The organism is Streptomyces sp. NPDC045678, assembly GCF_056432085.1.
Window position 1 is genome coordinate 90,705 of sequence record NZ_JBWKJS010000002.1, and the last position, 23,905, is coordinate 114,609.

The 23,905-nt window shown below is 72.2% G+C and carries 20 protein-coding genes and 1 pseudogene; 6 read left to right on the forward strand and 15 right to left on the reverse strand.

Translation table 11 applies throughout. The features are described 5' to 3' along the window. Nucleotides 1-235 precede the first annotated feature (235 nt). From gyrB to AC07DO_RS07010, 3 genes are all read left to right on the forward strand, one after another. Nucleotides 236-2,233 carry a DNA topoisomerase (ATP-hydrolyzing) subunit B gene (gyrB, locus tag AC07DO_RS07000; protein WP_479057628.1) on the forward strand — a complete coding sequence of 666 codons (1,998 nt, stop codon included), beginning with the start codon at nt 236-238 and terminating at the stop codon, nt 2,231-2,233. Between the two features lie 103 nt (nt 2,234-2,336). Continuing rightward, nucleotides 2,337-4,448 (forward strand): DNA gyrase/topoisomerase IV subunit B, encoded by a 2,112-nt coding sequence (locus AC07DO_RS07005; RefSeq protein WP_479057629.1) that lies wholly within the window; start codon nt 2,337-2,339, stop codon nt 4,446-4,448. A 53-nt stretch (nt 4,449-4,501) separates the two neighbouring features. Then, nucleotides 4,502-5,041, forward strand: a complete 540-nt coding sequence (locus tag AC07DO_RS07010) for a GNAT family N-acetyltransferase (protein ID WP_479057630.1) — start codon at nt 4,502-4,504, stop codon at nt 5,039-5,041. A 97-nt stretch (nt 5,042-5,138) separates the two neighbouring features. On the opposite strand, the pseudogene AC07DO_RS07015 reads toward AC07DO_RS07010, so the two are convergent. The 9 genes and pseudogenes from AC07DO_RS07015 to AC07DO_RS07055 form a co-directional block, all read right to left on the reverse strand. Further along, nucleotides 5,139-5,990 (reverse strand): annotated as a pseudogene (locus tag AC07DO_RS07015) (RNA polymerase sigma-70 factor). Further along, nucleotides 5,987-6,565, reverse strand: coding sequence for a carboxymuconolactone decarboxylase family protein (locus AC07DO_RS07020; protein ID WP_479057631.1), 579 nt, complete (start codon nt 6,563-6,565; stop codon nt 5,987-5,989). Before AC07DO_RS07020 ends, AC07DO_RS07015 begins: the two are co-directional and overlap by 4 nt. 137 nt (nt 6,566-6,702) lie before the next feature. Next, the gene (locus AC07DO_RS07025; RefSeq protein ID WP_479057632.1) at nt 6,703-7,113 is read right to left on the reverse strand and encodes a cysteine/serine endopeptidase inhibitor; all 411 of its coding nucleotides are present in this window, start codon (nt 7,111-7,113) and stop codon (nt 6,703-6,705) included. A 298-nt stretch (nt 7,114-7,411) separates the two neighbouring features. Further along, nucleotides 7,412-8,554: a winged helix DNA-binding domain-containing protein gene (locus tag AC07DO_RS07030; RefSeq protein ID WP_479057633.1), complete on the reverse strand. Its 1,143-nt coding sequence runs from the start codon at nt 8,552-8,554 to the stop codon at nt 7,412-7,414. A gap of 225 nt (nt 8,555-8,779) precedes the next feature. Beyond that, entirely contained in the window at nt 8,780-9,358 is a 579-nt protein-coding gene (locus AC07DO_RS07035) for a DUF5825 family protein (protein ID WP_479058535.1), read from the reverse strand. A gap of 71 nt (nt 9,359-9,429) precedes the next feature. Further along, nucleotides 9,430-11,382, reverse strand: a complete 1,953-nt coding sequence (locus tag AC07DO_RS07040) for a RiPP maturation radical SAM C-methyltransferase (RefSeq protein WP_479057634.1) — start codon at nt 11,380-11,382, stop codon at nt 9,430-9,432. Between the two features lie 66 nt (nt 11,383-11,448). Continuing rightward, on the reverse strand, nt 11,449-11,577 hold the full coding sequence (locus AC07DO_RS07045) for a hypothetical protein (protein ID WP_263399473.1): 129 nt from the start codon (nt 11,575-11,577) through the stop codon (nt 11,449-11,451). A gap of 30 nt (nt 11,578-11,607) precedes the next feature. Then, nucleotides 11,608-13,392 (reverse strand): alpha/beta hydrolase family protein, encoded by a 1,785-nt coding sequence (locus tag AC07DO_RS07050; RefSeq protein WP_479057635.1) that lies wholly within the window; start codon nt 13,390-13,392, stop codon nt 11,608-11,610. Further along, nucleotides 13,389-14,603, reverse strand: a complete 1,215-nt coding sequence (locus AC07DO_RS07055; RefSeq protein WP_479057636.1) for an MFS transporter — start codon at nt 14,601-14,603, stop codon at nt 13,389-13,391. The genes AC07DO_RS07050 and AC07DO_RS07055 overlap by 4 nt, the downstream gene beginning before the upstream one ends. A 466-nt stretch (nt 14,604-15,069) precedes the next feature. On the opposite strand from AC07DO_RS07055, the gene AC07DO_RS07060 reads away from it, so the two are divergent. After that, nucleotides 15,070-15,789 carry an MgtC/SapB family protein gene (locus AC07DO_RS07060; protein ID WP_479057637.1) on the forward strand — a complete coding sequence of 240 codons (720 nt, stop codon included), beginning with the start codon at nt 15,070-15,072 and terminating at the stop codon, nt 15,787-15,789. Between the two features lie 55 nt (nt 15,790-15,844). On the opposite strand, the gene AC07DO_RS07065 is transcribed toward AC07DO_RS07060, so the two are convergent. The 3 genes from AC07DO_RS07065 to AC07DO_RS07075 are packed head-to-tail and all read right to left on the reverse strand — an operon-like array spanning nt 15,845 to nt 18,080. Beyond that, a complete protein-coding gene (locus tag AC07DO_RS07065) occupies nt 15,845-16,393 on the reverse strand; it encodes a TetR/AcrR family transcriptional regulator (protein WP_479058536.1) in 549 nt (182 codons plus the stop codon). 24 nt (nt 16,394-16,417) lie between these two features. Beyond that, nucleotides 16,418-17,866, reverse strand: coding sequence for an amidase (locus AC07DO_RS07070; protein ID WP_479057638.1), 1,449 nt, complete (start codon nt 17,864-17,866; stop codon nt 16,418-16,420). Continuing rightward, on the reverse strand, nt 17,853-18,080 hold the full coding sequence (locus AC07DO_RS07075; protein ID WP_479057639.1) for a hypothetical protein: 228 nt from the start codon (nt 18,078-18,080) through the stop codon (nt 17,853-17,855). The genes AC07DO_RS07070 and AC07DO_RS07075 overlap by 14 nt, the downstream gene beginning before the upstream one ends. A gap of 154 nt (nt 18,081-18,234) precedes the next feature. Between AC07DO_RS07075 and AC07DO_RS07080 the strand changes: the two genes are divergently transcribed. Then, nucleotides 18,235-19,188: an MBL fold metallo-hydrolase gene (locus AC07DO_RS07080; RefSeq protein WP_479057640.1), complete on the forward strand. Its 954-nt coding sequence runs from the start codon at nt 18,235-18,237 to the stop codon at nt 19,186-19,188. 16 nt (nt 19,189-19,204) lie between these two features. Here AC07DO_RS07080 and AC07DO_RS07085 read toward each other — a convergent pair whose 3' ends face one another. Continuing rightward, nucleotides 19,205-20,212: a helix-turn-helix transcriptional regulator gene (locus tag AC07DO_RS07085; RefSeq protein WP_479057641.1), complete on the reverse strand. Its 1,008-nt coding sequence runs from the start codon at nt 20,210-20,212 to the stop codon at nt 19,205-19,207. A gap of 130 nt (nt 20,213-20,342) precedes the next feature. Here AC07DO_RS07085 and AC07DO_RS07090 point away from each other — a divergent pair, with 130 nt between their 5' ends. After that, nucleotides 20,343-20,756 carry a VOC family protein gene (locus AC07DO_RS07090; RefSeq protein WP_479058538.1) on the forward strand — a complete coding sequence of 138 codons (414 nt, stop codon included), beginning with the start codon at nt 20,343-20,345 and terminating at the stop codon, nt 20,754-20,756. A gap of 19 nt (nt 20,757-20,775) precedes the next feature. Here the strand turns inward: AC07DO_RS07090 and AC07DO_RS07095 are convergent, their stop codons facing one another. After that, nucleotides 20,776-21,639, reverse strand: a complete 864-nt coding sequence (locus AC07DO_RS07095) for a hypothetical protein (RefSeq protein ID WP_479057642.1) — start codon at nt 21,637-21,639, stop codon at nt 20,776-20,778. A 53-nt stretch (nt 21,640-21,692) separates the two neighbouring features. Beyond that, complete coding sequence (locus tag AC07DO_RS07100) at nt 21,693-23,738, reverse strand: BTAD domain-containing putative transcriptional regulator (RefSeq protein ID WP_479057643.1); 2,046 nt, start codon at nt 23,736-23,738, stop codon at nt 21,693-21,695. Nucleotides 23,739-23,905 lie beyond the last annotated feature (167 nt).

Genomic DNA, 23,905 nt, shown 5'->3' on the forward strand with positions numbered 1-23,905 from the left:
GGGGGGATTGACTCTTTGGCAGTTCGAGCCCCACAGGGCCGCATGGAGGGCCTCTCGCCCCTCCAATGGGGCGCACCTTCGGTATCCTGGACAGCGTCCCGGCAGTCGCGGTCCCGAGGCTCGTGAGCCTCTGGGCCTGATTCGCGCTGCCCTGCCCCGTCTCCGCCAGCCGTCCGGCCGCTCCGGCACCACGTGGTGCCGGAGCGCGGTCTGCCATGCCCGAAAGAGAGCATCCGTGACCACTTACGACGACACTCGCCTCGCCACCGACTCGTACGACGCCAACGCGATCACCGTTCTCGACGGCCTGGACGCCGTGCGCAAACGGCCCGGGATGTACATCGGCTCCACGGGCGAGCGGGGGCTGCACCACCTGGTGCAGGAGCTCGTGGACAACTCCGTGGACGAGGCACTCGCGGGGGTGGCCGACCGGATCGACGTGACGATCCTGGACGACGGCGGCGTGCGGGTGGTCGACAACGGCCGTGGCATTCCGGTGGGGATGCATCCGGTGGAGAAGCGGCCGGCCGTCGAGGTCGTGCTGACCGTGCTGCACGCGGGCGGAAAGTTCGGCGGCGGCGGGTACGCGGTCTCCGGCGGTCTGCACGGCGTGGGCCTGTCCGTGGTCAACGCCCTGTCGACCCGGCTGACGGCGGAGATCTGGACCGACGGCCACCGGTGGACGCAGGATTACAGGGACGGCGCTCCCGTCGCCCCGTTGGCCCGCCACGAGGCCACATCGAGGACCGGCACCTCGCTGACGTTCTGGGCGGACGGCGACATCTTCGAGACCACCGCGTACTCCTTCGAGACGCTGGCCAGGCGCTTTCAGGAGATGGCCTTCCTCAACCGCGGCCTCACCCTGACCCTCACCGACGAACGGCCCTCCGCGCGGGCGACGGCCGCGGTGGACGAAGCCGACTCGACCCCGGCCGCAAAGACGGTCTCGTACCGCTATGACGGCGGCATCACCGACTTCGTCGCCCACCTCAACGCCCGCAAGGGCGAGCCGGTCCATCCGTCGGTCGTCACCCTCGCCGCCGAGGACCCGGAACGGCTGCTTTCGGTCGAGGTCGCCCTGCAGTGGAACGGCCAGTACACCGACAGCGTGTACTCGTACGCCAATGCCATCCACACCCACGAGGGCGGCACCCACGAGGAGGGCTTCCGCGCGGCCCTGACCACCGTGGTCAACCGTTACGCGCGGGAGAAGAAGCTGCTGCGGGAGAAGGACGCGAACCTCTCCGGCGAGGACATCCGCGAGGGCCTGACCGCGATCATCTCGGTCAAGTTGGGCGAGCCGCAGTTCGAGGGCCAGACCAAGACCAAGCTGGGCAACTCCGAAGCGCGCACCTTCGTGCAGAAGGTCGTCCACGAGCATCTGACCGACTGGTTCGACCGGAACCCGAACGACTCCGCGGACATCGTGCGCAAGGCGGTCCAGGCGGCGACGGCCCGGGTAGCGGCCCGCAGGGCGCGCGACCTGACCCGCCGCAAGGGACTCCTCGAGACGGCGGCGCTGCCGGGCAAGCTGTCCGACTGCCAGTCGAACGACCCGGCACTGTCGGAGATCTTCATCGTCGAGGGAGACTCCGCCGGCGGCTCGGCCAAGTCCGGCCGCAATCCGCAGTACCAGGCGATCCTGCCCATCCGCGGCAAGATCCTCAACGTGGAGAAGGCGCGGATCGACAAGATCCTGCACAACCAGGAGATCCAGGCGATCATCTCCGCGTTCGGCACGGGCGTGCACGAGGACTTCGACATCGCCGGGCTCCGCTATCACAAGATCATTCTCATGGCGGACGCCGACGTCGACGGCCAGCACATCAACACCCTGCTGCTGACCTTCCTGTTCCGCTTCATGCGCCCGCTGATCGAGGACGGGCACGTCTACCTCTCCCGTCCGCCGCTGTACAAGGTCAAGTGGAGCCGGGACCACGTCGAGTACGCCTACTCCGACCGCGAACGCAATGTGCTCCTCGAGCAGGGCAGGCAGGCGGGCCGCCGGGTGAGGGACGACTCCATCCAGCGCTTCAAGGGTCTGGGCGAGATGAACGCGGAGGAGCTGCGCGTCACCACCATGGACCCCGACCACCGGGTTCTGGGGCAGGTCACCCTCGACGACGCGGCCGTCGCCGACGACCTCTTCTCCGTCCTGATGGGCGAGGACGTCGACGCACGCCGTCACTTCATCCAGCGCAACGCCAAGGACGTCCGCTTCCTCGACATCTGACCCCGGCACCGGCCGATCGCCCCGGGTCGGGCCGCCCGCCGACCCGGGAGCCGGCCCCCACAACTGCCCTGTCACTCAACCCTGTTGCCCAGGAGAGCACTCCGTGAGCACACTCCCCGTCCCGGCTGCCGGCAGCCGCCCTCAGGACGGCTCCGACTACACCGCACGGCACCTGATGGTGCTGGAAGGACTCGAAGCCGTACGCAAACGTCCCGGCATGTACATCGGATCCAGCGACAGCCGCGGTCTGATGCACTGTCTCTGGGAGATCATCGACAACGCCGTCGACGAGGCCCTGGCCGGTGTCTGCGACCACATCGAGGTCGTCCTGCACGACGACGGCTCCGTGGAGGTCGCCGACAACGGCCGCGGCATCCCCGTGGACACCGAACCCCGCACGGGCCTGTCCGGTGTCGAGATCGCCTACACCAAACTGCACGCCGGCGGAAAGTTCGGCGGCGGCTCCTACGCGGCCTCCGGTGGCCTGCACGGCGTCGGCGCCTCCGTCGTCAACGCCCTGTCCGCCCGTCTCGACATCGAGGTCGACCGGCACGGCCGCACCCACGCCATCAGCTTCCGGCGCGGGACGCCCGGCACCTTCAACGGCCCCGGGCCCGACGCCCCGTTCGCCCCCGCCCAGGGCCTGCGCCGGACCACCAGGATCCCCGACACTCGCAGCGGCACGCGCGTGCGCTACTGGGCGGACCGTCAGATCTTCCTCAAGGACGCCGAACTCTCCCTGGAGGACCTGCACCAGCGCGCCCGCCAGACCGCCTTCCTGGTCCCTGGCCTGACCATCGTGGTGCGGGACGAGGCCGGTCTCGGCGACGGCGGATCGAAGGGCGAGGAGTCCTTCCGCTTCAACGGCGGCATCAGCGAGTTCTGCGCGTACCTGGCGCAGGACAAGGCGGTCTGCGGCGTCCTCCGCTTCTCCGGCCAGGGCACCTTCAAGGAGACCGTCCCCGTCCTGGACGAACGCGGAGAGATGACACCCTCCGAGGTCGTACGGGAACTCGGGGTGGACGTGGCGATGTGCTGGGGGGCCGGGTACGACACGACGGTCAGGTCCTTCGTCAACATCATCGCCACCCCCAAGGGCGGCACCCACGTCTCGGGTTTCGAACAGGCCGTCACCAGGACGCTGAACGAGGTGTTGCGCGCGAAGAAGCTGCTGCGCGTCGCCGAGGACGACATCGTCAAGGACGACGCCGTGGAAGGCCTCACGGCGGTCGTCACGGTCCGTCTCGCCGAGCCGCAGTTCGAGGGCCAGACCAAAGAGGTCCTCGGCACCTCCGCGGCCCGCCGCATCGTCAACAGCGTGATCAGCGAGGCGCTCAAGGCGTTCCTGACCTCGACCAAGAGGGACGCGGGCCAGCAGGCCCGCGCCGTCATGGACAAGGCCGTCGCCGCCGCCCGCACGCGCATCGCGGCACGCCGGCACAAGGAGACGCAGCGGCGGAAGACGGCTCTGGAGTCCTCGTCGCTGCCCGCGAAGCTCGCCGACTGCCGCAGCGACGACGTGGACCGCAGCGAGCTCTTCATCGTCGAGGGAGACTCCGCGCTCGGCACCGCCAAGCTCGCCCGGAACTCCGAGTTCCAGGCCCTGTTGCCGATCCGCGGCAAGATCCTCAACGTTCAGAAGGCGTCCGTGGCGGACATGCTGAAGAACGCCGAGTGCGGGGCGATCATCCAGGTCATAGGAGCCGGCTCCGGGCGGTCCTTCGATCTGGACTCGGCACGGTACGGCAAGATCATCATGATGACCGACGCCGACGTCGACGGCTCTCACATCCGCGTCCTGCTCCTGACCCTGTTCCACCGCTACATGCGGCCCATGGTCGCGGCCGGCCGCGTCTTCGCCGCGGTGCCGCCGCTGCACCGCGTCGAGCTGAGCCAGCCCAAGAAGGGGCAGGACCAGTACGTCTACACATACTCGGACCGTGAACTGCGCGACGTACTCCTCGAGTTCCGGAGCAAGAACATCCGGTACAAGGACACCATCCAGCGCTACAAGGGCCTGGGCGAGATGGACGCCGACCAGCTCGCCGAGACGACGATGGACCCGCGCCACCGCACCCTGCGCCGGATCAACCTCACCGACCTGGAGACCGCCGAGCAGGTCTTCGACCTCCTGATGGGCAACGACGTGGCTCCCCGGAAGGAGTTCATCGCCGACTCCGCCGCCACGCTCGATCGGTCGAGGATCGACGTCTGAGGTCCAAAAGAGGACCGGGTTCGCGGGGCGTACGAGGTCCCTAGGATCGGCGCATGGGACGCTCGACGCCGATAGAACCGTTGTCACAACCGCTCACGGACGAGGTCGTGGCCGTGCGGCCCCGGCGCGCGTCCGATCTGCAGGCCATCGAGGCAGCCAGCCATGATCCCGATACGGTCCGTTGGCTGGACGACCCGCCCATGGACGAAGCCGCTCGCAGTACGAGCCTGTCCCGGGTCGAAGAGGCGTGGCGTACGGGTCGAGCGGCACCCTTGGTGATCGCGGACGCCCTGACGGACGAACCGGTCGGGATCATCAACCTGCAGTTCCGGGACGATGAGGTGGCGACCGTCGCGTACAGCGTCTTTCCGTCCCGGCGCGGCCACGGCATCGCGCCGAGGGCCGTCCGACTGCTCGCGGGGTGGGCTCTGGGCGAACTCGGGTTGAGGCAGCTCCTGCTGGAAGCCGCGGAGGACAACACCGCGTCGGTCAGGGTCGCCGAGAAGTGCGAGTTCCGGCGGGTCGGCAGTCGGGTCGAGGAGAACGGGGACGGTTCGCGCACGCTGGTCGTGTTCGCTTGCACGGGCGGCTGATCCGCGGGCGGTCGTGCCGGGGCCGAACCTGCCGTGAGGGGCCGGTCCGATTGTGGCGCCCGGCCCCTTCGTGCCCGGGGGCTGCGGGCCCCGCGGGCTACCTCGCCAGCTTCGCCGGCTCGTCGAGTCGGGTCAGCTTGTGTGGGTTGGCCACCGCGTGGATGCGCGTGATCCGGCCGTCCTCCACCACGAGGCTCACCGCGGCCAGCCGGCCGTCGACCTCGACGCGGCCCGCGGGCGCGCCGTTGAGCCACACGGTCGAGACCGTACGGTCCGGCTGGGCGAGCAGCGCCGCCACGAGTTCCGCCCCGTGCACGGGCGCCGCCGCGGCCGCCGTCACTCCGCCGCCGTCGGCGATCAGGACCACGTCCGGCGCCAGGATGTCCATCAGGTCCTGCACCTGCCCGGTGCGCAGCGCGGCCAGGAACTGTTCCACGACCGTCTGCTGTTCCGTCCGGCTCACCTGCGTCCGGGGCCGACGCGCCGCCACGTGCTCGCGTGCGCGCCGCGCGATCTGCCGCACCGCGGCCGCGGACTTGCCGACGGCCTCGGCGATCTCGTCGTACGGCGTCTCGAAGACCTCGCGGAGCACGAACACGGCCCGCTCGGTGGGCCCGAGCGTCTCGAGCACCGTGAGGAGCGCGATCGAGACGCTCTCCGCGAGCTCGACGTCCTCGGCGACGTCGGGGCTGGTCAAAAGCGGTTCCGGCAGCCACTCGCCGACGTAGTCGATCCGGCTGCGTGCCAACGTCCGCAGCCGGTTGAGCGACTGCCGCGTGACGATCCGCACGAGGTACGCCCGCGGATCACGCACCTGCGCACGGTCGACGTCCGCCCACCGCAGCCAGGATTCCTACAGCACGTCCTCCGCGTCGGCCGCCGACCCCAGCATCTCGTAGGCGACGGTGAACAGCAGGCTGCGGTGGACGACGTAGGGGTCCTCGCTCATGCCGTCGGCGCCGGACCGGACGTCTCGGGGCGCTGGGCCAGCGTAATCTCGCAGGCGTCGGAGAAGCCCTGCGAGGAGACGCCGTTGGCGACGTTGACCCTGGTCGCGAAGTTCACGTAGGCGATCACCGTGGTGAGCTCCACCATCGCGGCAGGACCGAGCCGGTCCAGCAGGCTCGCGTACTGTTCGTCGGTGACGGTCATGGGTGTAGTGGTCATGGCCTCTGCATACTCCATCACGTCCCGCTCCAGCGGCGTGAAGACGTCCGAGGTCCGCCAGCGCGGCACCTGGCTCGCCTTGGCGAGGTCCAGCTTCTCGTTCTGCGCGAGGAAGTAGCCGACGTCGAGGCACCAGCTGCAGCCGACCTGTGCCGCGACGGCCATGTGCGCGAACGACTTGAGACTCGCGTCCGCCGCGGCCCACGCGCCCACCTTGCCGCCGAACTCCAGGCTGTCCTGCGCGACGTGAGGGCTGTGCCACACCACCTCGACGTTCTCGGGAACGGTACCGAACTGCTCGATCATGCCGGTCTTGAGCTCGACGGGGAGCTCGGCCTTCGGGAGACGAAGCGTCACGGTGATCTCCTTGTATGTGTCTTACGTTGTCTCACGTGTCTCACGTGCTTCACGTGTTCTCCGTGGCCCTGGTGGGCTGTTCGACATGAAGACACCGGCGCTTCCCCGGTGTGACAACCGGGCGCGAAATTCTCGCGTTACCGCACGAACTTCCACGTGACGCCGTTGATCACCCCGACATCGAGGGGCGCCAGACGGCCGAACGCGGTCTGGCTGAGGTCGATGTGCGTCGAGGCGCAGGACGGGCACTTGTCCCGGACCGGCACGGTGATCGTCCTGCCCTGGTAGGTGACTTGCACCGAAATCCCGCGGCAGAGCGGGTCGTTGTTGGGGTTCGCCGTGGTCCACCAGGCGGCCGACACGGCGACCAGGTCCTGTGTCGACGCGTCGATGGGGGTGCCGCAGGCGCCGTACCCCTTGTCGTTGTAGTACGTGGACTTCCCGGACATCGGCTGGCCGATGGGTATGTCGGCGTGGGCCGTTCCGGTACCGACCGCGACACCGACCACCGCCGCGGCCACGACACCGCTCCACCGTCTGAGCCTCATGATGTGCCACCCCACTCCCGTCACGGGCGCTCACACGGCGAGAGCGCTCTCATGCGGCGAGAGCCTGCGAGCAGCGGCCTCGGGACCGCAAGGTTCCCGGGCCGTGGGTGGCGTCAACCCGCCCCGAGCCGGATGACCTTGCCGATCTCGCGCCTCTACGGCTGACGTGGCGCGGAAGGACGGAACCCCGCCCCGCATCCGCCCGCCGGCGCGCAGCCGTGAACGGCGTGATGGCGGTGCCAGGTGGAGGGAGCGGGGGGAGGGAGCGGGGGGGAGAGGGCGGGTGAAGCCGATGCCGTCAGAACGTGTCGACCCGTGCGCGCTCGCTCGCCTTGTCCGACAGGAACGCCGCCAGCGCCCGCCCTTCCTCCGCGACCTCCGCGCGCTCCGCACGCGAGAAGCGCCGCACAGGGGTCGCCACCACGGTGCCCTCCTCCACGGTCCACGTCGCCGCGACCCGCCCGTCGACCAGGACCACCCGCTCCCCGGCGACCGACAGTCCGCGATGGGCGTCGTCGATGATCCGGCCGCGCTCCTGGTAGCCGAGGATCGCGTTGTCGAACGCGGGCAGGAAGCGGACCGGCGCCGGAGTGTCGGGGTCCGGGCGGGGCGCGTCAGGGAGGTCGAGCAGCTCGCGGCCGCGCTCGTCGCGGAAGGAGACGAGTTCCGGGCGGGCGGCGGCGACCGCGGCAGGGAGCCCGGCGAGACCGCTCCAGGCGCGCAGATCGGCCGTGGCGGCGGGGCCGAACGCGGCCAGGTAGCGGCGCAGGAGTGCTTGGCCGACGGGATCGGAGCCGTCCGGCGAGGCGGCGTTCGCGGAGGAGGTGTGCGGGGAGGCGGAGGCGGCGGCCGGGTCGGGTTCCGGTTCCCTCCCCAGCCACGCGGCGAGCGGGAGGTTTCGTACGCCGCCCTTCGTCCGCCACAGGCCACGCGGCGGCAGCTGCACCATGGGCACCAGCGCGGCGATCAGCATCTCCCCCAGCGCACGCGGCGGCACCCCCGGCCAGCGGTCGGCGACCGCCCGCGTCAGCTCGGCCATGGTGCGCGGTTCACCGTCGGCCATCGTCTCCCGGCCCGCCGCGGCGAGTTCGTCGAGATCCACGCCGTCGAGTTCGCGACGGTAGACGCCGAGCACCTTCTGGCGCAGCATCGCGTCATGCCGGGTACGCCAGGCCAGGACGTCGTCGGCGGTGACGAGGTGGACCGTACGGCGCATGAGGTGCGTACGGACCACGCGCCGCTCGACGAGCAGGTCGGAGAGGTCGCCCGCCGCGAAGCCGCGCAGTCGCGACCAGAGTCCGACGAACGGCTCCTGCGGCTCCTGCGCCTGGAGCCCGCAGAGATGGGCGACCGCGTCGAGGGCCGGCAGGTCGGCGCGGTCGAGGAGCAGTTGCCGGGCGAGCGTGGCGCGGTTCAGGGCCCGGGTGTCGAGGACGGTCACCGGGCCACCGCCGGGTGCTCGTCGCCCGGACGGTCGGCGGGCCCGAAGGCCGGTGGGGTCGGGGTGACGTTCGCGGACATGCGGCTGCTCCTGGGTGCTCGGTCTCTGCGCGGTGCGGCGACGGGACGCGGCGCGCAGCGCTCCGACGTCCCCCGCCGAGCACCAAGGTCGCAGACAACGCGGTCAGCTTCTGTCCTCTACTGCTCCCCCCTTCGGGACTTCCCCTCAGATCGCGATCGACTGCTGGAGCCAGCGGCTGACGCGGTACGGCAGCCACCAGGCGTACGGGCCGATGTCCAGGACGAGCTGTTCGGCGCGGAAGTCGTCCAGGACCGCCTTCGGGACGGTGTCGGCGAGGGCGCCGTGGTCGAGGTGGTCGATGGCCGTCTCGTACTCGGGTTCGTCGGCGGTGAAGCGGCGCAGCTCGCCCCACCGGCGGTCGCGGATCTGGATGAAGCCTGGGCCTTTGCGCCACAGGCATTTGCACAGGTAGTGGCCGCGCCGCCAGGTGTTCAGCGCTTCGTCGGCGCCGTCCGGGCCGAGGAGCACGGTGGGCGGCTGGAGGTGGCTGAGCATGCGCCACCTGTCCCCCGAGTCCGGGTCGAGCCGCAGGTTCCACTCGACCATGACGGCTCGCGCGGTCAGGTCCCGTACGAGGCCGAGTCCGTGCAGGGCCGCTGCCGGGTCCGCGGTGGCCGTGAGGTCGACGGGGTCGGGCAGGCGTACCCGGCGCGCACCGAGCTGCCAGAGGCGTTCGGCCTGGCCGCGGGGCGGTCCGGGCAGCGGCACCTCGCCGAGGAACATGCCGGGCAGCGCGCATGCGGCGGGGTCGTAGTCGCGCCAGGCGAGCAGGGTCGGCGTGGCGAGGGTCGCGGTCACTGTGCTCCTCCGGATCGGGCGGGCTCGGGCACGGACGCGGACTCGGACACGGACGCGAGTGCCGTCTCCTCCGCGTGGATGTGCCGCATGAAGTCGAGGCGGAGCAGGTCCTCGTTGACCGCGGCCGGTGCGATGTGGACGTACTGGCCCGCGTCGGCGAAGACGATGCCGAGGGCGGTCCAGGAGTCGAGGAGTTCCTGGACCCTGGCCTCGTCGAGGGTCATGTCGGAGACACGCGCGGCGGCCTTCCGCAGGAGGGCCTGGACGCTGTGCGGCTGGTCCAGGAGGCGGAAGACGACCAGCTCGAAGGGGTCGGTGAGCTCCATGGCGCGCCAGGCGAAGGTGCGTCGGCGGCTGACGAGGACGATGCGGTCGCCGTGGTCGTCATGGGTGAGGCGGGCGTCGGTGTGGTGTTTGCGCCAGTCGGCGAGTGCCTCGTTGAGTGCCTTCACGGTGGGCTCGCCGATGCCGCGGGCCGGGGCCTCGAAGACGTACGCCATTCCGTACAGCTCTTCTTCGGGCAGGTCGTAGGTGAAGCGGTAGTGGCCCTCGGGACGCAGGCCGGTGAAGCCGAGTTCGGGGCGCTCGAAGTAGGGGCTGAAGCGTTCGATGGCGATGCGGGCGGAGAGGTCGACCGGTGGGTCGAGGTGTTCGAGTGCGGGGATCTGCGCGATGACGGGGTCGTAGTCCTCGGCGCTCTCGCCGGGGAAGCCGTGGAGGTAGTTCCAGGCGACGGAGAGGCCCGTCTCGGCGCCGTCGCGGAGCATCCGGACGTTCTGGCAGCCGCTCACGCCCTTGTCCATCAGGTCGAGGACCCTGCTGTTGAGGCTCTCGATGCCGGGCTGGACGTAGATGAGTCCCGCTTCGGCGAGGGTGCGCAGCTGGCTGCGCTTCATGTTGGCCTTGATCTCGATGTGCAGGCGCAGGTCGTAGCCGCTCTCGATGATGCGGGGCAGCACGGTGGTGAGGTAGCGCATGTCGAGGATGTTGTCGACGACGTACATGTCCAGGACCCGGTGGCGGCGGGCCAGGTCCATGATCTCGTCGTAGAAGGTGTCCGGGCTCTTGGAGCGGAACTCCATGAACGAGCCGTTGAGTCCGCAGAACGTGCAGTGGTGCTTCTCTCCCCACCAGCAGCCGCGTGCGCCCTCGACGACGAGCTTGGGCTCCACCCAGTTGCGGGCCACGGACGCGGCGAGGCGTTCGAAGTAGCCGCTGTAGTCGGGCGGCAGGATCGCGGCGGGCGGCAGCGGCCGGGTGGCCATGGAGTTGACGACGCTCCTGCCGTCGGCGTCGCGGTGGCAGAGGCCCGGGATGTCGTCGAGAGGGGTCTTCTCGGTGAGGGCGGTGAGGAGCGCGGGGAAGGCGGCCTCGCCCTCGCCCCGTACGACGTGGTCCACGAAGTCGAAGTTGCGGTGCACGGCGGCGCCCTGTTCGCCGTCGCAGTTGGCGCCGCCCATGACGGTCACGAGGTGGGGGGCGAGCTCCTTGACGCGGCGGGCGCAGGCGAGGGCGGCGGTGTTCTGCTGGAAGGTGGAGGTGAATCCGACGACGTCGGGTTCGCTCGCCACGACCTGGCGGGCGATCATCTCGACGAACTCGGGGACGATCCGGTGCAGCGCGCGCGTCATCTTCATCCGCGCGGCCTTCAGCTTGCCGGTCATGACGCTGGTGAACTCGTCGTCCCGCCACTCCGGGTCGTCGTAGAGGGCCGAGGAGAACACCCAGTCGCCGCAGCCCATGAAGTAGGAGGAGAGCGCGTAGTACTCGTAGTCGTCACCGGTGAACTCGGTGCGTTCGGTGATCCAGTCGGTGAAGGCGAGGTTGGCGTGCAGCACCTCGGCGGTGGCGCCGGGGACGCGTTCGTCCACGCTTCGTTTGAGGATGCCCAGGGCGAGCGACGGAAGGTCGATGGGCGACCAGGGCATGTTGACCAGCAGTACGCGCACGGGCGCTCCTCCGGGGGTGTGGGCCGGCCGGCCCCCGGGGTGTGCCCGGGAGCCGGCCGGTGGGGATCAGTCCTCGACGGTGTCTTCGCCGTCCTCGGCGTTGCGGAACGGGACGGTGACCGTGATGCCGACGCTCGGCCTCCGGTTCGTCTCGTCCTCCGCGAGCGGGTCGTTGTGGATGACGTCCTTCTGCATGGCTCTCTCCTCTCGGTAGGTCGCGCTGATTCAGTGCTGGACGGTGTGGTGCATCGACCCGTCACCTTGCGGAGCGGGGCGTCTGGGTGGGCGGAGCTCCCGGTCGAGGAAGAGCACCGCGCGGCGCAGTACGGTCATGTGGTCGCCGCCGTCGTAGCCGTCGTGCCCGGAGTCCAGCCACAGGGACTCGTGCCGGGCACCGGCGGCGTCGAGGGCGCCGAGGTAGGAACGGACCTGCTGCGCCGGGCACTTGGTGTCGTGCGTGGCGGCGACGACGAGCAGCGGGTCCCGTACGCGGGCGGCGTACCGGATCGGTGAGCTGTGCGCGTACCGTGCGGGCACCTGGCCGGGTGTGCCGCCGAACAGCCGCTCGTCCAGGGCGCGCAGGGCCACGGTGCCCGCGGCGTGGGCGGCGGCGTAGTCGGCGACGGGCTTCACGGCGACGCCCGCCCGCCACAGGCCGGGCCGTGTGCCGAGGGCGAGCAGGACGAGGTAGCCGCCCCACGAGGTGCCCCACAGGCCGGTCGCGTCCGGGCGGATCAGGCCGCGCGCGGTGAGGTCGGCGTGGACGGCGGCGAGGTCGGCGACCTGGGTGTGGCCGACGCCGTCGCGGTACGCGCGCTGCCAGCGGGGCCCGTAGCCCGTGGAGCCGCGGTAGTTGACCCGGGCGACGGCGAAGCCGGAGGCGACGAGCGAGTGCACGGTGCCGTCGTAGGCGTCCCTGTCGTGGTCGGCGGGGCCGCCGTGCACGAGGAACACGGCGGGGTGCGGACCCGCGCCGTCCTCGGGAAGGCTCAGCAAGGTGTGCACGGGGCCGTCGGGTCCGGGGGTGTGGATGTCCCGCACGGTGCCGGGGACGTGGCCGGCGACGGTGCCGAGCGGTGGCAGGGGTGTACCGGCGCTGGAGGTCATCGTCGGCGGGTGCGTGGTGTCGGTCCAGAGGGTGTGGAGGCCGCCGCCGGGGCGCGGGGCGGCGTCCAGGAGGGTGCCGGGCGGGGTCGGCACGGGGGTGAGGGTGCGGGTCCCGAGGTGGGCGCGGTGGAGTCGGGAGCGGCCGTGGCGGTCCTGGCGGATCAGGACGGAGCGGCCGTCCGGGTACCAGCGGGCGGTGATCTGGGTGTCGAAGGCGCACCAGTCGTGGGTGACGGCGCCGCCCGCGGGGGTCCAGGTGGCGAGCAGGTAGCGGTCCTCGTGCTCGCGGACGAGGAGGAGCGTGGGGCGTGGCCCCGTGGGTGCGAAGCCGAGGGCCCAGAGTCTGCCGTGCGGGCCGTCGCCGGGCAGGACGGCGACGACGGTGCCGTCGGGGGTGAGGAGGCTGACGGCCGCGGGTGAGTCCGCGGTGCGGGTGAGGGCCAGCAGGTCGCCGCTCGGGGCGAGTCCGGCGAGGGCGGCGGGTCCTTCGACGCGCGTCACCTCGCGGCCGGGGCCGCCGCGCGTGCCGACGCGGATCGTGGTGCTGTCGTCGAGGCCGATGCCGATGGTGGCGATGGGGCCGCCGATGACGGCGAGGCCGCGGGCGGTGCCGTCCGGGACGCCGGTGAGGCCCAGCCGGTCGGGCCCGCCGGTGAAGGCCTGGTGGCGCCATTGGCCGACGCCGCGGGCGTCCTCGTCGAACCACCACACGCGTGCGTCCCGGTCGATGGCTCCGTGCAGGGTGCCGCCGGGCCGGTCGGTGACCCGGCGGGAGCGGCGGGTCGCGGCGTCCCAGGTGCAGATCTCGCAGCGCCCTTCGGCGTCGGCGGTGAACACCATGCGGCGCGGGTCGGCGGCGCACACCTCGGGCAGTGCGGCGCGGTAGACCTGGAAGCGGCTCACGCGGTGGCCTCCGCGAGGGCGGCGCGCCGTGTGGTGTGCACGGCGAGCAGGGTGAGCAGGGCGGCGCAGCCCAGTGCGGGTGCCGCGGTGCCGATCCGGTCCGCGCACAGTCCCGCGAGGACGGGGGCGAGGGCGGCGGTGCCGCCGGACGCCGTCGCGAGGACCGCGCCGACGCGCGCCTGTACCGAGGGTTCCGTCACGAGGAGGGCGCGCGCCTGGAGGACGACCGCGGGCAGCGGCACGAGCAGGCAGACCGCGCCGAGCAGCAGGCCGTACGTCCAGGGCCCGGCGGCGGTGGCGAGGGCTGCGGTGAGCGGTACGAGCAGCCAGGTCACGGCGGTGAGGACCCGGGCGGCGCCGACCCGTACGGCGACCCGGGGCGCGGCGAGCGACCCGGCGAGACCGGCGGCGCCGGAGACCGCGAGGACGGCGCCGAGCGGGAGGGCGCCGGAGCCGGAGCGTTCCAGTGCGAAGACGGCTGCGTAGTAGAGCGCGACAGCGACGCCGTTGACGAGGGCGATCCACACCAGGACGAGGCGGAGCAGCGGTTCGCGCCGCACGAGGCGCAGCCCGGCGGCGGCCTCACGGAGCAGCCCTCCCCCGGTGGGCTCCGCCGGGGCCTTCAGCTCGGCCCGCATGCCGCGTACGCAGCAGGCGGCGACGGCGTACGAGAGGGCGTCGGCCAGGAAGGGCAGCGCACGCGAGAGCTGGTAGGCGGCGCCGCCGACGGCGGGCCCGAGGATGAGGGCGCCCTGGTCGGCGGCGGCGAGCCGGGCGAGGGCGCGGGGCTGGTCGTCGGGCGGGCAGACCAGGGCGACCGTGCCGCGCGAGGCGGCGTCGTGGGTGGCGGTGGCGAAGCGCTCCACGAGGACGGCGCCCAGCAGGTGCGCGAGCGTGAGATGTCCGAGGGCGAGCACCAGGGCGACCGAGCCCATGGCGAGCGCGGAGACGGCGGCGGACCAGAACATGATCGTCTTGCGGGCGCCGCGGTCGGCGGGGACGGCGGCGAGCGGTCCCAGCAGGATCCCGGCGGCCAGCGAAAGGCCGGCGACGAGCCCCGCGGTCTGCGCGGAGTGACCGAGCGAGAGGAGCAGCAGCGGGAGTACGACACCGGAGGCCTGGGTGCCGAGCGCGTCGGTCGCGTTGGCCCACCAGAAGAGCCGGAAGTCGCGGGCGGAGGTGCCTGCGGAAGTGAGGGGTAACGACTCCACGCAATTCCTCCATGAACATGAAGCAGCCGTGAAGAGATGTGAAGAAAGTGGGATGGGAGTGAAACGAGAGCGGGATCGTAGCCAGCGCTCGGAGCGGGCTACAAGGTGCGCGATCCGCTGTCCGAAAAGCGCGGCGGACGGAGCGCAGGGCGGACTCTCGGCACCAGCACAAGGGGAGGTACGAGTTCCGTCAGGACGCACGTGACGGGTGGGACCCGAGCGTCACCTGTGACGTGAGGGACGCCATGCCGGACACGTACATCCATGTGCGACAGAGGGGAATTACGTACGCAGACGCCTCCACCGCCGGGACCCGAAGCAGGTGTTGCCGGAGCCGGCCCGTCCGGACAATGGCCGGTTCGCGACGATCCCGCCGGGCACCGCCCGGATCGCGGACGCGTGTCCCATCGGCAACAGTGGGCACGAGGAGGGACGGATGACCGTACGGCCGGGGTGAGGACGAGTGATGGAACCGAGTGGCCAGGGCTGGGTGCAGCTGGCCGAGTTCGCCGTGGCCTTCGGCCTGTCCGCCGCGATCGGCCTGGAGCGTGAGATCCGCCAGAAGGCCGCGGGCCTGCGGACCTACACCACCGTCGGCGTGGGCGCCGCGCTGTTCACCCTGGTCAGCAAATACGGGTTCACCGACGTGCTGCAGTCCGGCACCGTCACCCTCGACCCGTCCCGGGTGGCCGCGCAGATCGTCTCCGGTCTCGGCTTCATCGGCGCCGGGGTCATCTTCGTACAGCGGGGATCCGTGCAGGGCCTGACCACGGCCGCGACCATCTGGCTGACGGCCGCCGTGGGCTCGGCGGCGGCGGCAGGACTGCCCCTGCTGGCGGCGCTCGCCACCGCGTCGTACTTCCTCGTCGCGTACGCCGTCCGCCCCCTGGCCCGCCGGCTCTCACTGCTGCGCTCGGTACCCGTCCACTACCGCATCACGTACCTGCAACGCCCGGGCCTGCTGCAGGACCTGTTCGCGGAGTGCGCACGCGCCGGTTTCGACATCGCCGAGGTGCGCACGCTCAGCGCCTCCGTCCCCAAGGGCGCCTACGGCGACGAGACGGAGCACACGGTCGAGGTGCTCCTGGCCGTGGTGGGAGGCGACGACGGCGACACGCTGACGGCGCGGTTCGTGGCGGTGGACGGGGTGGTGGCGTGCGCTCGGCCCGGTTACGGGGACGAGTGAGCGGCGCCGACGACCGGCCCCGCACCCACCCGCACCACGCAGACACCCACCACCCTCACGCGGGTGCGTCGAGCACTGCGTTCACCAGCCGGCGCGCGTACGCCGCGTCGTGTCCGGAGGGGCGGAACAGGATGCGGTACATCATCGGCGCGACGACGTGGTCCAGCACCGTCTCCACGCCGGGTGCGGTCTCCCCGCGGTCCGCCGCACGGGCGAGGATGACGTCGACCTGATCGGCCGCGTAGGCGGAGCACTGGCCCGCGTTGCTGCCGTCGGGGTCGCCGAGCAGGGCGTCACGGATGTACGCGCGGCCCGCGGGCGAACCCATCTCGTCGAGGAACTGCTCGGCCCAGGCCTGCAGATCGCTCCTGAGGTCCCCGAGATCCTCCGGCGGCGCCTCGGGACGCAGCCGTTCGACCGCCACGTCCGACAGGAGCGCCTGCAGATCGCCCCAACGACGGTAGACCGTCGAAGGGGTGACCTCGGCGCGGGCCGCGATCAGGGGAACGGTCAGCGCGTCGCGGCCCACCTCGTCCGCGAGCTCACGTACGGCGGTGTGCACCGCTTCCTGGACGCGGGCACTGCGCCCGCCGGGGCGCGCCATCGGTCTACGACTCACGGCATCACCTTAAAGCGCGTCGCCGCGCCGGCCCGCCGGGACGTGCACCGGAGCGTATCCGGGCGCGGGCACCGACTCCTCGTACGCCTGCCCCACCCGCAGGACCATGGCCTCGTCGAGCGGCCGCCCGAGCAGCTGCATGCCGATGGGCATCCCCGCGGCGTCGCGGCCGGCCGGGACGGACAGCGCCGGAACACCGGTGATGTCCGCGGGCGCGGACAGGCGGACGTACGCGTCGGAGACGCTCTCGCTCGTGCCGTCGGGCCACACGACGACCTCCTGGTCCGTACGGACAGCCGTCACGGGAACGGTCGGCGCGGCGACCACGTCGACCTCGTCCAGCATGCGCAGCCACGCCTGCCGCATGAGGGTGCGGGCCCGCTGGGCGCGCAGATAGTCACCGGCGGACATGAGCGCGCCGGCCTCCAGCAGGACGCGGACGTCGGCGCCGTACCGTTCGGGCGCCGAGCGCAGTGTCCGCTCGTGGTAGGCGGTGGCTTCGGGGACCATCAGGCCCCACTGGGTGGCCTGGACGTAGCGGGTCATCGGGATCTCGACCTCGACGAGCGTCGCGCCGAGGGCCTCGAGCTGCTTGACGGCGCCGCGCACGGCCGTCTCGACCTCGGGGTCGACGTGCTCGAAGTAGTAGTTGCGCGGCACCCCGACCCGTACTCCCGTCAGGTCCGCGCCCGGCAGCGGCCGGTAGTCCACGGAGGACGGGGTGGGCAGGCTGGCGGGGTCGCGGGGGTCGTGGCCCGCGAGGACCGACATCACCAGCGCGGCGTCCTCGACGGTACGCGTCAAGGGGCCCACGTGGTCCAGCGACCAGGACAGGGACGTCACACCGTGCCGGGGGACGAGGCCGTACGTGGGCTTGAGGCCGACGACGCCGTTCAACGCGGCCGGAACGCGGATGGACCCCCCGGTGTCGGTCCCCAGGGCGAAGGTCGCCGCGGCGGCCGCGACGGCGACGGCCGAACCGCCGCTGGAGCCGCCCGCCACGCGGTCCGGGTCCCAGGCGTTGCTGGTCTGGGGCGTGGTGAGCCCGTAGGCGAACTCGTGGGTGTGGGTCTTGCCGACGAGAGCGGCGCCGGCCGCGGCCAGGCGTGCGGCGACCGTGCTGTCCGCGTCGGCCGCGGGGTGGTCGGCGCGGACGCGGGAGCTCGCGGTGGTCGCGACCCCGGCGACGTCGATCAGGTCTTTCAGCGCTACGGGGATTCCGTGCAGAGGGCTGTGCGTGGGGGCGGCGGTGGTGCCGTCGGGGGCGGCTGCCATCGCGCGTTCGGCCACGCGTGCCGACTCTCGGGCCCGCTCCGCCGTCACCGTGACGTAGGCCTGGAGGGAGGGTTCCGTCCGGGCGATCCGGTCGAGCACCGAGTCCACCAGCTCGACGGGGGACAGTCGCCGCGTCCGGATCTCCTCGGCGGCGGCGGCAAGGGTCAACTCATACGGCTGCATCGCGGGTCTCCACTCCCTGGGTCTCCTCCGCCGCGCGGTGCGCGGCGGGCGGGGTGTCGGCGAAGTCCAGCTCCCGCAGGACGGCGACGACCGAGTGGATGTGGTCGGCCGTCGCTGCGACCGCCTGGGTGCGGTCGCTCGCCAGCGGAAGTCCGGAACGCGCCGCCCATCGGGCGGCTTCCGGCGGGGTGAGGGGCGGTTCGGTGTCGGGCATGGGGGTCCTTTTCAGGGGTGTCGGGGCGAGGGGCCGGCTGCTTCATCGCGTGGCGCTCAGTCTCGACTCGCTAAAAGCTAACTGTTTGCGTTAGCCCCAACGTAGGACCTACGCTCACTTAACGCAAACGCTTAGCCTTAACCAGGGAGTACGCATGCAGACGCAGACCACGACTCCGACCCCGGGCCGGGCCCCGCTCCGAGGCCAAACCCCCTACTGGACCGTCGGCGACATCACCGTCCACCGCGTCGACGAGATCCCCCTGCCGCCCGAGACCGGCCCCTGGCTGCTCCCGGCCGCAACGCCCGACGCGGTCACCCAACACCCCTGGCTGCGACCGGACTTCGCCGACGAGGCGGGCACCCTGCACCTCGACAGCCACACCTTCGCGCTCACGGTGGGCACGCTCCGCGTTCTCGTCGACACCGGCATCGGAAACGGCAAGACGCGGGCGAACCCGGCCTGGCACGACCTCCGCACCGACTACCTGCAACGCCTCACCGACGCCGGTTTCCCGCCGGACTCGGTCGACCTGGTCGTCCTCACCCACCTGCACACCGACCACGTCGGCTGGAACACCCGCGAACAGGACGGCATCTGGCGCCCCACCTTCCCGCGTGCCCGCTACGTCACCTCCCGCGCCGAGCGGGAGTTCTGGGCCGGTTACGACATGGACGCACCGCGACAGCAGATGTTCCGCGACTCCGTGCATCCGGTCGAGGAGGCGGGGCTGCTCGACCCGGTCGACGTCCCGGCCCGGGGCACCGAACTCGCCCCCGGCCTACGCCTCGTACCCACCCCTGGTCACACCCCCGGTCACATCGCCGTCCAAGTGAGCAGCAACGGCCAATCAGCCCTGATCACGGGCGACCTGCTCCACCACCCCGTACAACTCCCCCACCCTCACGTCGGAAGCTGCGTGGACATCGACCCCGAGCAGGCCGAAGCCACACGGAGCGATCTGCTCGCCTCGCTCGCCGACACGGAGACGCTGCTCCTCGGCACCCACTTCCCCGACCCGACGGCCGGCCACGTGGTGTCCGACGGGGATGCGTACCGCCTGGCGCCGGTCCCGCCGACGCGCGCCGCAGCCTCCCCGCGGCCCTAGCGCCGCGGGACCGCGATCAGGCCGGGCGGCGGGCGAAGGAGGCCAGGCGCTCGGCGAACTCGGCGACGAGTCCGCGCAGTTCCTCGGGGCGTTCGACGACGAACGGCCGGTCGAGCGACGCGAGGAGAGGAGGCAGCCAGTCGAGGCGCTCCGCCCGCACTTCGGCGCGCAGCCACGGCTCACGACCGACCCGCCCCTCGCTCTCGTCCTCCGCGCCGACGGGAGCGCACTCCTCCAGGCTCGCGACGCTGACGGGAAGGCGGGCGCGGACCTGCTCGACCGTGCCCTGGATCCGCAACGTCACCTCGTACCGGTACGCGGCCGTGGCGAACCCGGTCAGCACGCGGTCCGCCGGGTCGAACCCGTCCGGTGCCTCGAACGAGCGGCCCACCAGAGGACGCGCCGTCGTGATGCGGTCGAGCCGGAAGGTCCGGTCCTCGTCGATATCCGGGTCCTTGCCCGTGACGTACCACCGGCCCGCATGGGCGACGATCCCGTACGGATGCAGGGTGCGGTCGCCGCGCAGCCCCTTGCGGTCCGTGTACCGGAGCGCGACCGGCCGGCGATGGCGTACCGCGTCGGCCAGCGTGAGAAGCACCTCCGAGTCAGGTACGCGGAACGCGCCCGGCTCGTCCGTGAAGGCCAGGGAGTCCAGGACCGTGTCGAGCCGGCGGGCGACGCGGGCGGGCAGCACACGCCGGATCTTGGCCGCCGCCGTCTCACCGGCCGTGCCCCCGGGGGTGAGGCCCGCCCGGCGTCCGGCGACCAGCCCGAGCAGTACGGCGAGCGCCTCGTCGTCGCCGAACATCAGCGGGGGCAACGCCGTGCCGGGGGCGAGCCGGTAGCCGCCGTAGCGGCCGCGCACGGACTCGACCGGCACGTCGAGGTCGATCAGCTGGTCCACGTAGCGCCGTACGGTCCGCCCGTCGACGCCGAGCCGTTCGGCCAGTTCGGCGACCGTGCGGGTGCCGCCGGACTGCAGCAGTTCCAGGAGCGTGAGCACGCGGCCGACCGGTCGAGACATATCTGCACCCTAGCGCCAATACAGGACCGATTCTGTCCACTATTCGTTCTAGCGTGCAGAGCACATGGACCGCAGCGCAGCACGTCACGACGCGGTGCGGCACCACTCAACGGCCGAGGAGCAGAGCAGCATGCACGCCACAGCGACCACCGACTTCGTATCCGTCCGCATCATCACCGGCGATGTCGCACGTCTCGTCGACTTCTACGAGAAGGCCATCGGCACCGCGGCCACCTGGGCCACCGAGGACTTCGCCGAGCTCAGGACCCCGACCGCGACGCTGGCGATCGCGAGCACGCGCACGGTTCCGCTCTTCGCCCCCGGCTCCGCACGCCCGGCCGACAACCACAGCGTGATCATCGAGTTCCTCGTCGACGACGTCGATCAGCTGCACACCGCCCTGACCAGCTGGGTTCCCGACTTCGTCAACGGGCCGACCACCATGCCCTGGGGCAACCGCTCCCTGCTCCTCCGGGACCCCGACGGCAACCTCGTCAACTTCTTCACCCCCCGCCGCGCGCGTGCACGTGGACTAGGGGCCTAAGGGCTAGGGGCCTAGTGAGCTAGTGGACCAGCCCGTCCATCGGTGTCGCGGCCGCGTCGTACGGGAGCGTGGAGACGGCGTCGGCGTAACCCCGTTCCAGGGCCTGCCGTTGGCGGACCGTGTGCGGGGTCGTGGGGTGCGTGTCCAGGCGCGCCATGCGTTCCTCGTGGCCCCGGTTGATCTCCGCCGCCGTCGCACGCCAGTCGGCGTCGTCCGGTGCGCGGACCAGCTCCACGCAGGCCGGAGCCGTACCTTCCGCCAGCGCGGCCGCCGCGCGGTCGTGGCCGTCGAGAAGCAGCCAGCCGTCCAGGAAGGACACCCACCACAGCAGCACGGGCGCGAGGTTTCCCTCGCGGACGTGCTTGCGGAGGGCCTTGACACGCGCGGCGTCCGGCGCCGGGAGCGGGCGCAGCGGCAGGATGCCGTGCCAGCCTCCCCCGCAGAGCAGCTCGATGGTGGCGTCGGGCCAGTCCTGGACGAGGTCGCAGTCCCAGATGCCGGGAGCGAACGTCGTGCGCGGGGACAGCCGCCAGCGTCCGGGCCGGAGCGGGCCGTACTGCGCCGTGTCCTCCAGCCGACGTGCGTACCGGTGGGTCCAGTCGCCGCCGCCCCGCATCGTCGCGGCGGACAGGGGCGGCAGCGGGGAGCGGTGGCCGGGCCGGCGGTGCAGGTGGAGGTCGTGACAGCAACCGTCGCCCTCCGACCGGGCCCGGATCAGTGGCCGTTCGCCCTGCATCAGTGTCCAGCGGCGGCTCGCCACGCGCTCGAAGCGGAGCGACGGGGGCGGGGACTGCGACGGGGGCGGGGGCGTGCCGTGTGCGCTCCCAGGTACGGCCAGGACGAGCCCGCCTCCCGGCAGTGGTTCCCTCGTCGCCCTGTTCATGGGACCAGTGTCGTGACGAGGGACCGCGTCGGGCAAGCACGTTGTGCAGCACCTCAGCCGGAGCTCCCGCTCTGCCGACGGTGTCGGGCAAGGGCGTCCCCGACGCGGGCGAGCCACGCGTCCACGGGCCCTGCCGTGAGTACCCCGCTGCCCGCACCGGCCACCTGCCCCGCGGCCGGCAGCAGGCGTGACCGTACCCGCTCCAATACCGTCCGGTCCCCCGCCCGCAAGGCTGCCTCCGCCTCCACGCAGCACAGCGCCTCGTAGAGCAGGTCCGGCGGCGGTTCGGGCAGGGCACGCAGTGCCGCTCGCGCCCGGGCGTGGCGCCCCGTCTCCGCGAGGGCCAGCGCCTCGGCCCAAGGGCGGTGCGGGCCCCAGTCCAGCGCGAGGTCGACGTCGGGCGGCAGCAGGTGGGCCAGCCGCAGGGCGACCAGCGCCAGCGGCAGCAGCCCCGTGCGCATCCCCGGCATCCCTGCCTCGTCCAGGTGCGCGGCGGCGACACGCATCGCGGCCTCGGCACGTGCCACGTCCCCGGACGCGGCCTGCCGCAGGGCGTCGTACCACCGTGTGAAGACGCCGACCAACGGCAGTTCGTGACGCTCCGAGAGACGCGTCGCGGCGGCCGCGTGCGCGTCGGCCCCCGGGAAGTCGCCAAGCCCGGCGCGTGCCTGAAGGCGGATGAGGTGGCCGAGCACTTCGAACGTCATCAAGCCGTGTCGCGCGGCGAGTTCGACGAGTTCGGCGCCGATGGCGTCGCGCCGCGGGGCCAGGCCGGCGCGGGTGAAGGACTGCATGTACGTCCCGTTGAGCGCGAACGCGAGCAGCGCGGGGTCGTCGAGGTGCCGGGCGAGCCGTTCCGCCTCGCGCGCGGCCTGGGGTCCGCGCGGTGTCCTGGCGCCGCGCGTCTCCACCGCGACGGTGGCGAGGAGACGGCAGCGGGTCGCGTCGGACGCGTCCTGCGGCAGGTGCGCGAGGGTCCGCTCCGCGGCCGCGACGATCCGCCGGGCGAGCTCCGGGTCGTCGCCGCGCGTCCAGATCGCCGGCACGTCGAAGGCGCCGATCACGCGCGCGGTCAGTTCCGCGTCGCCGTACTCCTCGGCCGCCTCGACCACCCCCATGCGGTGCCGCCGGGAGGCCTCCAGTCCCTCGGCTCCCGTCACGGCGAGGTTCCGGATGAGGCCGACGGTCGACTCCAGACGGGCACGGGCGCCGGCCTCGACGGTGCGGTCGTACGACGCCGCCGTCTCGCTCCAGAGCCGGGACGCCGACCGGGGAGGCGTCGTGGTCGCCGTCGTTGTTCCGGTCGGCTCAGGAACCGATGTTCCCGTCGGCTCATGGGCCGTTGTCCCCGTCGGCTCGTTCGGCGGTCTTCCCGGGTCCAGAGCCGCGTCCTGCGCGAGGATGTCCGCCTCCAGGCGGCGCAGGCCGGGGCCCGGGTCGAGGCCCAGCTCATCGGCGAGCGTGGCCCGGGCGCGGCGCAGTGTCGCGAGCGCGTCGGCCTGCCGACCGGTCCGGTACAGCGCGAGGGACAGCAGCCGCCAGGCGTCCTCACGCCACGGATGGCGGGCCACGTGCGCGTCGAGGTCGGGCACGACATCAGCGGCCCCGCCGCACGCCAGCGCCGCCTCGGCGCGCCGCTCGACGGCCAGCGCGCGCAGTTCGGCGAGCCGGGAACGCTCCGTCCGCGCCCACTCCTCGTCCGTGAAATCGGCGTAGGCAGGACCTCGCCACCACCCCAGCGCCTCGTCGAGGCGGCGCAGCGCCTGCGGCGCCGGCACCTGCCGGGCCTCGCTCACGGCGGTTTCGAACCGCCAGGCGTCGACGGCGTCCGGTGCGGCCCGCAGCGCGTAGCCCGGGCCCTCGGTGACGAGGAGGCGGGCGGGTGCGCGGGGCGGCCGGTCGGGTTCCAGGGCCTTGCGCAGTGCGGCGACGAACGTCCGGACCGTCCCGAGTGCGCGCTCCGGCGGGTCGTCCCACAGGTCGTCGATGAGGCGCGTGACGGGGACGACCTGGCGGCGGGCGACGACCAGACGGGCCAGGACCGCACGCTGTCGCGGCCCGGCCAGGGCGAGCGGGCCGTCGGAGTTCCAGGCCGTCACGGGGCCGAGGACCCCGAACCGGACCGGCCCCAACGATTCCGGGCCCCATGATCCCGGCCCCCACTGTGCCGGTCCCCCTGGTCCCGGCCGCCCCGTTCCCTTCACCACTCCACCCGTCCCGCCCGTTCCCGTCCCGCTCACTGATCGGTTGCTGATTCGGCGGCGGC